At 44.6% G+C, this 8,299-nt stretch carries 10 protein-coding genes; 6 read left to right on the forward strand and 4 right to left on the reverse strand.

What is annotated here, in order from left to right; all coding sequences use genetic code 11:
• Positions 1 to 250 precede the first annotated feature (250 nt).
• The 3 genes from PN499_RS24525 to PN499_RS24535 all read right to left on the reverse strand — a co-directional run bounded on the left by PN499_RS24525 (position 251) and on the right by PN499_RS24535 (position 3,212).
• Positions 251 to 1,210: an Npun_F2552 family protein gene (locus PN499_RS24525; RefSeq protein ID WP_272035467.1), complete on the reverse strand. Its 960-nt coding sequence runs from the start codon at positions 1,208 to 1,210 to the stop codon at positions 251 to 253.
• Positions 1,211 to 1,306: 96 nt separating this feature from the next.
• On the reverse strand, positions 1,307 to 1,621 hold the full coding sequence (locus tag PN499_RS24530; RefSeq protein WP_272035469.1) for a hypothetical protein: 315 nt from the start codon (positions 1,619 to 1,621) through the stop codon (positions 1,307 to 1,309).
• 181 nt (positions 1,622 to 1,802) lie between these two features.
• On the reverse strand, positions 1,803 to 3,212 hold the full coding sequence (locus tag PN499_RS24535; RefSeq protein WP_272035471.1) for an aspartate ammonia-lyase: 1,410 nt from the start codon (positions 3,210 to 3,212) through the stop codon (positions 1,803 to 1,805).
• A gap of 52 nt (positions 3,213 to 3,264) precedes the next feature.
• On the opposite strand from PN499_RS24535, the gene PN499_RS24540 reads away from it, so the two are divergent.
• Together PN499_RS24540 and PN499_RS24545 are read left to right on the forward strand one after the other, a co-directional pair.
• A complete protein-coding gene (locus PN499_RS24540) occupies positions 3,265 to 3,675 on the forward strand; it encodes a hypothetical protein (protein WP_272035473.1) in 411 nt (136 codons plus the stop codon).
• Entirely contained in the window at positions 3,675 to 4,151 is a 477-nt protein-coding gene (locus PN499_RS24545) for a hypothetical protein (RefSeq protein ID WP_272035475.1), read from the forward strand. Before PN499_RS24540 ends, PN499_RS24545 begins: the two co-directional genes overlap by 1 nt.
• Before the next feature lie 131 nt (positions 4,152 to 4,282).
• Here the strand turns inward: PN499_RS24545 and PN499_RS24550 are convergent, their stop codons facing one another.
• Entirely contained in the window at positions 4,283 to 5,503 is a 1,221-nt protein-coding gene (locus PN499_RS24550; protein WP_272035477.1) for an FAD-dependent oxidoreductase, read from the reverse strand.
• A 274-nt stretch (positions 5,504 to 5,777) separates the two neighbouring features.
• On the opposite strand from PN499_RS24550, the gene PN499_RS24555 reads away from it, so the two are divergent.
• The 4 genes from PN499_RS24555 to PN499_RS24570 form a co-directional block, all read left to right on the forward strand.
• Entirely contained in the window at positions 5,778 to 6,059 is a 282-nt protein-coding gene (locus tag PN499_RS24555; RefSeq protein WP_272035479.1) for a BrnT family toxin, read from the forward strand.
• The gene (locus PN499_RS24560) at positions 6,043 to 6,594 is read left to right on the forward strand and encodes a hypothetical protein (RefSeq protein WP_272035481.1); all 552 of its coding nucleotides are present in this window, start codon (positions 6,043 to 6,045) and stop codon (positions 6,592 to 6,594) included. The genes PN499_RS24555 and PN499_RS24560 overlap by 17 nt, the downstream gene beginning before the upstream one ends.
• Positions 6,595 to 6,670: 76 nt before the next feature.
• Positions 6,671 to 7,825, forward strand: coding sequence for an iron-containing alcohol dehydrogenase family protein (locus PN499_RS24565; protein WP_272035483.1), 1,155 nt, complete (start codon positions 6,671 to 6,673; stop codon positions 7,823 to 7,825).
• A gap of 220 nt (positions 7,826 to 8,045) precedes the next feature.
• Positions 8,046 to 8,299 (forward strand): aminotransferase class I/II-fold pyridoxal phosphate-dependent enzyme (locus PN499_RS24570; protein ID WP_272035486.1); only part of this gene is annotated, 254 nt, incomplete at its 3' end.

An 8,299-nucleotide genomic window follows, 5' to 3' on the forward strand; every position in this document is an offset into this window, starting at 1 on the left:
AAAAAGTTATGTTTGACCGAGCTTGAATTGCCCATCAAGTGCGATGGCTGCGGCTGGCTACGCGATCGCGATTTTTTCTAACTTATTCAGCAAGCCCTAGCTAAAGTCCTCTGAAGAGGACTTTAGAACTCCTTAGTCCTCTTCAGAGGACTTTAGTTTTGAGGCAGGGGTTTTAACCCCTGACGGACTAATGGTTGTGACCTTAAGTTGATATAAATTGGCAATACCATGTCCCTACTTGTTATCCTGACTATCTGCCACTGTAAGCGGCGATTCGTTCTTTGATAAACTTGATATAAAGATGCTTGAAAGTAGACTTAACCACGCGGGGCATTCCGAAATCTATCGGCATCAGATTTTCAGGTAGTTTCCAATCCAAAATCTTTAATTCTTCCGGTTGTAACAGGGGAAATTCAATTGCTTCTAAATTTGAGCAAAAACCCAATCTTATAGATGCCGCTACTGTGGGAACGCTTGCGGGTTCTACATTGACAATTTCTATTATAGAGCGATCTAGAGCAAATACATCGGACGACGCACCTAAAATCCCTAAATAGCGAGGTTCACCGCCGCTTGGCCCATTACCTTCATGACCAATGATGCCATCAAGAATTGTCAAATTTGGGTTAATTGCCCGTGCGGTTTCTGCTAGCATTGTGCCAAAACGAGCGCTATCTTTTCCTGCTTCCATGTGCCACCATGCTTTCATTTTTCCGGGGACACAACCGAACAGGTTTTTAACTCCCATTGTCACGGTTAATTGTGCGTGAGATTTCAGCTTGGGGATGTTAATCACCACATCTGCTTCCATTGCTTCTTTGCACAATCGCAAATGATTAAATTCCTCGCTGACTGTCTGATAACTCTTGCCTTGAAACTCAACTATTGGCAAATTTAGTTCTTCTAAAAAGGGCAAATAACCATTAGCTTTGGCGACACCAATTGCACTACCAAAAGCGGGACTATCTCCTAAAAATGGTTTACCACCTGCTGCGATTACCATTTTGGCAATGCAGTAAACTAATTCTGGGCGGGTGACGCATTCTTTAGTCGGGCGAGAACCAGTTAAAAGGTTAGGTTTGAGAAGGACGCGATCGCCTTTTTTGACAAAGTTATTGATGCTTCCTAGTGGTTCTAGCAGCGTTTCTAGAGATTCCTGCAAGGCATGGAAATCGTAAGATTTGGCGCGAATTAAACTAACTTTAGCCATAAGTTAAGTAAGGAAGAAGGAAGAAAGGAAATGCAATCAAAAGAAATAATTTAGCAGTTAAGAATTTTCTAAAAATTCTTGAAGTTTGCTAGAATTTTATTCAGTTGGAAATCTACCGGTTGCCGCCCGCTGCATGGTGGTGATTCGCTGAGAGTTAGGGAAAGTTCCCTCTCCTTGAATTTGAGGTATGGGCGGTTTTACTTCTACTTTTATCACCTTGGCTGTGTAGACGATCACTGTTTGATCGATTAAATGGAATGTTAGCACAGGTTGCGCTAACAATTGGGGTAATTGTTGACTGAAGGTAGCGGCGGTAACAGGGATATTAAATGCTTCTGATTGACCGTTATCAAAATAAAAGGTAACTTGTGTGGCGTTGGTTTGAGCCTGGGTAGCAAAGGAACTTCTCATAATTTTGTTATTTGTTATTTGTTGTTTGTTAGTGGTTAGTGGTTAGTGGTTGGTTGTTAGTGGTTGTTGTTAATTGTTTATTTGTCACCTAGTTAGTCATGGGTTATCAGTGGGTTGGATTGTTGATTCCAACAACTAACAACTAACAACTAACAACCAACCACTAACCACTAACAATTATCTATTCTGGCATAGCGCTCATTTTATCTAAATCGAGAACTTTTGCCAAGTCTTCAGCACTCATTAAACCACGCTCTAGGACTATTTGCCGCAAAGATTTACCAGTTTCTAAAGATTCTTTGGCGACGGCGGCGGCGTTGAGATAGCCAATATCTGGGTTAAGCGCGGTGACAAGGGCGAGACTACCTTCAGCATAAGCGAGACAGCGATCGCTTTTGGCTTCTATTCCCTCCAGACACTTTTTACTGAGTGCGTTGATGGTATTGCCTAAAATTTCGATACTTTGAATCAAATTATAAGCAATGAGCGGCATCATTACATTCAATTCTAATTGTCCAGCTTGGGCGGCTAGGGCGATCGCGCTATCATAACCCATTACCTGAAAGCATACCATTGATGTCATTTCTGCCATCACGGGATTGTATTTACCGGGCATAATTGACGATCCCGGCTGTACGGGGGGCAATTGAATTTCTTTGAAACCAGTTTTTGGGCCAGAATCCATCAATCGCAGATCGTGGGATATCTTAACACAATCTTGGGCTAAATTGCGGATAGCGCCAGATACATTGACAAAGGGGGCCATACTCTGCATAGCGGCCATTAAATGTGGTGCGGGTTTAAGGGGTCGATCGATTAATTCGGAGAGAATTTTGGCGGCGCGATCGCAATATTGCGGATGGGTATTTAAGCCTGTACCTGCGGCACTACCACCCAATCCTAATAATGTCAAGTCGCCAGAAGCAAGTTCAATTCTGTTGTAATGTTCTGTCAGAATTTGTGCCCAAGCGCGGAAGGTTTCACCTAATCGTATAGGTACGGCATCTTGAAGGTGAGTGCGGCCAGATTTGACAATATCTTTAAATTCTTCGGCTTTGTTGTCAAGGGCGGCAATTGCATTAGATAAAGCCGGGAAAAGCGTCCTTTCTAAGGCTAAAAGTCCACCAATGCGAATCGCAGTCGGAATCACATCATTAGTCGATTGACCGTAATTAACATGATCGTTAGGACTAACTCGTTTATAGTTACCTTTTTCATCGCCTAAAATTTCTAAAGCGCGATTTGCTAGGACTTCGTTAACGTTCATGTGGTGAGAAGTTCCAGCGCCAGCTTGATAAACATCAACTACGAATTGATCGCGCAATTTACCTGCTAGGATTTCATCCGCCGCTTGCACAATTACTTGACTAATATCCTGGGGAATGCAGCCGAATTCGCCATTCGCGATCGCGGTGGCTTTTTTAATCAGAATACAGGCATCAATATAAGTTGGCAATGGTTTGATACCACTAATAGGAAAATTTTCGACGGCCCGGAGAGTTTGGATACCATAATATACGGTAGATGGGATTTGTTTGTCACCCATTGAGTCGCGTTCTGTGCGGTAGGTTACGGTTTGTGGTTCTGTCATATTAGGGAGTTGGTGATAATATCGAATTATCGCACATTTAGAGGTAATTGCATTGACGAATGAGGTTGAAACAGAGGAATTAGTTGGTCAACTCCGGGACGCTGGAGTTAAGCATAACCCAGATAATATTCTGCGGATTGCTAAATTGTCGGATGGTAAGATTGTTTTTTTAGAGATTGGCAATGATATTTCAGGGTGGCAACACATTCGGAAAAATCATGCTAATGAGTTTATCAACAGGGGAATTCCTGAAGATATGATTATTGATGCTATAATGAGTGCTGTTACTAGCGGCGTAATTATAGGTACTCAAGGCACTAAGGGTACGCGAGATGTCTATGAAGTAGACTTCAATGGTGCAGTTCAATACATTTCAATAACTGTTGGTGATAATGGCTATATTGTCGGGGCTAACCCTACTAAAAAAAATATAATCCGGCGTTTACTTCAGGAGATACAGTAATGGTGCAAAGAATTAAGCTGATGGCTGATTTTGATTGTTATCCTCTTTGGGATATAGATGATGCTGGCGATATTGACCCCACAGAATTACCACTGAGTGAGGAGACTATTGAAAGATTGCTCAATTGGCAAAAGATTTATGATGGAATTATTGACTGGGATGATCCGGCTTTGGCTGGTTTTGCCAGTGAACAGGAAAAGATAGCTTTTGAAAGGGAAGGGATTAGTTTATGGCAACAACTTCAAAAGGAATTGGGAGATGAGTACCAGGTTGTTTATAAGAATCAATTCTTGCATCGGGTTGTAATTCATCGGTCTGAATTGAAGAATATTCATGTTTTCCACAGAACTTACGCACCCAACCAAAGAAAACCGGTTTATCGAGGATACTCCGTCCAAGCCCACAAATTCTCTAAAAAACCCGGTTTCGGGAGCCAGCGTAAGTTCTATTCCAAAAGGCAGAAATTGCCTGATTAAATTGAGACTAAATCCGGTTTTATCACCCTTTTTTAAGGAACCATAGAGAATCAGAAATACAGAGGAAAGAAGAAGAGAATAAAAGAGTTATTTAAAACCGGATATTGATTTAGTGAGTTATACAAAACAACCTAACATTTCAACTTCACAGGCCAAATCCCAAAACCAATTAACCGGCCTGGAATATCCCGCAAAATTGGCAACCGCAAAAATCCCGGCAATGTAAACGGTTTGTCGCCATCCAGAGCACGGGCAATAATTTGTTGCTGAATTTGATTTTGAAAAGCCTGAATCGCTTTAATCGGCCATTCTCTCTGCCGTTGTACTTCTGCTAAATCCCACAGGTGTAAACTGCCATTTTTTAATGGTTCGCTGAGGATATTAGCCGCTACGATTGCATCTTGAACAGCATAATTAATCCCCACACCGCCAACGGGAGACATCGTGTGGGCAGCATCACCAATTAGTAACAATCCGCCGCGATACCACTGGGGAAGTCGATTCGATTCCACCGAGAGAAAAGCCATTTCTGACCAATCTTTGAGATGGTGGACGCGATCGCGAAATTCTGGCGCTAAATCCACGATCGCACGTTGCAATGTCTCAATACCATCAGCGCGAAGCTTTTGATAACTACCTTTGAGAATCACGTAACCTAGCTGCCAATAATCGAGGCGATCGATAACCGCTAACAGGTGTCCGTCACGGATGCGGCCGTCTAAACCTTTCCCCTTTGCATCTTGTGGCGATCGCGGTAAACGAAACCAGAGAACATCCATCGGTGGGGAAGTTTTAATCGGTTCAAAACCTGCCAGTTGACGGAGACGGGAAAATCGACCATCTGCGCCAATAGTCAGAGGCGATCGCACTTCATGCCAACCCCCTTTACCTCGATAGCGGACACCCCGAATCATCCCTTTTTCTGCAATCAGTTCCTGCACATTTGCACCCATAATTAACTTGAAATCCGGGTACTTTTTCGCCTCGGCCGCGATCGTTTCTAAAAATTTGACTTGGGGGAGAAGAGTGATATAAGGAAAGCGAGTTTTGAGGCGACTAAAATCCGCCGCCTTCAGACTTCCGGTGGGTGTTTTAAAAGTGAGTTCGTGAATTTTACTATGAGGTAATTCTAACAGGCGATCGGCTAAACCAAGTCGATCCATTAATTCCATTGTTGATGGGTGAATCGTGTCGCCCCGAAATTCGCGATCGAAATCCTGATGCAATTCTAAGATGGTGACTGGGATGCCTTGGCGGGCTAAAAGTAAGCCGAGAACCACTCCCGCCGGGCCACCGCCAACTATGCAGCAAGTAGTTTCCTGTACGTCAACAATCTCATGGTTATCAGTCATTGATTTCAAGGATTGAGGTAATTTGTACTTAGGGCAATTTTAGTCTATTTTGCTACGATCGTGTCAAAGATAGAGGACTTACTATGGAGTCCCAGAAACCGGGTTTTTTAGAGAATCTGTGGGTTCCGGCGAAGTATTTTCGTCAAAAAACCCGGTTTCTTTGGTTGGGCGCGTAAGTCCTGAGATATTTACAGCACTAGCAAAAAATCGTCGCCTTTCTCCCATTCATAATATAATAGATGTCGGTGAGGAGCGAGAGAATGTTAACTAGAAAATGACAATTGATTTTGAGTGGGATCGAGAAAAGGAAACAAACAATATTAGAAAACACGGAGTTGCTTTTGATGAAGCACAGACTATTTTCGACGATCCATTTTTCCTTTCCATAGATGACCCCATACACTCTGTAGGCGAAACACGCTTTTTAACAATTGGTTATTCTATGCACCAAAGACTACTAGCGGTGGTTTGCACAGAGCGAGGCAATGCAACTAGAATTATTAGTGCTAGAATGGTAACTAACTGGGAAAGGAGTATTTATGAACAAGGCAATTAATCCGATTGATGAGTATGAAATGCCAGATGACTACTCAGAACTACTAGCGGGATATGATTTTAGCAAAGTAGTAAGAGGTAAATATCGCCAATCTCATCCAAATCGACAAAAACCTCTAGTAAAAATTACGGAAAAAGATGGCGATAGATATGTGACCATCAGCAGGATAGAAGGCAAAGGGATTATTACACCTGATGGCAACCTACAAGTACAGTTTTTATCAGATGTTCCCCCAGGGAACCGCAGCGTTATCCTGACAATCCAAAAAATAGATGACTCAAACAATGATAGCTTAATTTCCCATCAAAACAGGAACAAAGAGGGGACAATAACAACTATTGAAGCCTCAGCAATGATTACACCAGATGGTAAACTCACAACACAGGTTTCCTCTGAGATTATCCCTGGAAATTACCAAGTTTTCCTCAGAATAGAAGAACCAAGAGAACCAACTCCAGCAGAAATTGAGGAAAGTGAATCACACCTAACCACCCCACACCTAAGACAATCTTTAATAAAAACGGTCGAAAACTGACCCTGTTGCCAAAGCTTTGTTAGAGTTATCCTGTAAATCTATATAACTCCACAACCCGTCACGACGCGATCGCTAAATGACTCAAACCTCTACCCCAACCAAAACCGAGACTTCCCTATATTCCTTGACAATTGCCCCCGCCCGTGTCATCCGGGGCAAAAATGCGATCGCGCAATCAATAGATGCGATCGCCCAACTCGGCAACCGCCCCCTGATCGTCGGCGGCAAAAACTCCCTCGCAGCCATCCAACCCTATCTCGAAAATCAGCAGCTAGAAGCCGCCCAAGCTACCTACGGTCAAGATTGCAGCGAAAATAGCCTCAAAACCCTCCACGAAAGCGCGATCGCCCACAAAGCCGATTTCATCATCGGAGTCGGCGGCGGAAAAGCCCTCGATACCGCCAAACTCCTAGCCCATCAGCGTCAAATCCCGATCGCCACCATCCCCACATCCGCCGCCACCTGCGCCGCTTGGACAGCTTTATCTAATATCTACTCAGATCGAGGTGCATTCCTGTATGATGTCAGCCTCGCCAAATGTCCCGACTTACTCATCCTTGACTACAGCCTGATCGAAACCGCCCCCCAACGGACATTAGTAGCCGGAATTGGAGATGCGATCGCCAAATGGTACGAAGCCTCAGTTAGCAGCGGCCACTCCGAACAAACCATGATTATCGCCGCCGTCCAACAAGCCAGAGTCCTGCGCGATATCTTATTCCAAAAATCAGTTCCCGCCCTCCAACAACCAGGAAGCGAAATCTGGCAAGAAGTTGTAGACGCTACCACCCTCCTCGCAGGCGTAATCGGCGGTATCGGCGGAGCCCAATGTCGGACAGTCGCCGCCCACGCCGTCCATAACGGCCTCACCCACCTCCACCGCAAGGGAACCCTACACGGCGAAAAAGTAGCTTATGGGATATTAGTGCAATTGCGCCTAGAAGAAATGCTGCAAAACTCCCAACTTGCAGCCTCAGCCCGCCAACAACTAATCAAATTTTATAGCGAAATCGGCTTACCCCAAACCTTAGCGGATCTAGGCTTAACCGACATCACCCTCGCCCAATTGCAAAACGCTGCGGAAATCTCTTGTCATCCTAACTCCGACATCCACCGCCTACCCTTCAAAGTCACCCCCGAACAACTGATGGCCGCGATGGTATCGACTACCGCCCCTATCGAAACAGGGCGTAACAACCTCGCGGCGACACTAGCCAACGAACAACCCTAAAAAATTAATAGGACTTATGCAGAACATCACTCTGTCATGGCGATCGCAACGAAGCAATGCCTTAGTTTTTGGTACAGAATGCCTAAGTCGCGATTAAAATGTAACCGCAGATACACGCAGATTGCTATGATGATTATCCGCCCGATCTCCGGTTAAAAATCAACTCCCTCTGTGCCTTTGCGCCTCTGCGGTTCGTTATTAAATAAAAACCTTATTTCCGATGACATTAGACTGGATTAGCCCCGCCGACAGATTACAAGCATTACCGCCCTACGTATTTGCCCGCCTCGACGAACTCAAAGCGCGCGCGCGCGAACAAGGACTAGACTTAATCGACTTAGGAATGGGGAACCCCGACGGCGCAACGCCCCAGCCCGTAGTAGAAGCCGCGATCGCAGCCGTTCAAAACTCAGCAAATCACGGTTATCCCCCCTTTGAAGGAACCGCCAGCTTCCGCAAAACCATTACCAACTG

It is taken from the genome of Kamptonema animale CS-326 (genome assembly GCF_028330895.1).
GTDB lineage: Bacteria > Cyanobacteriota > Cyanobacteriia > Cyanobacteriales > Microcoleaceae > Kamptonema > Kamptonema formosum.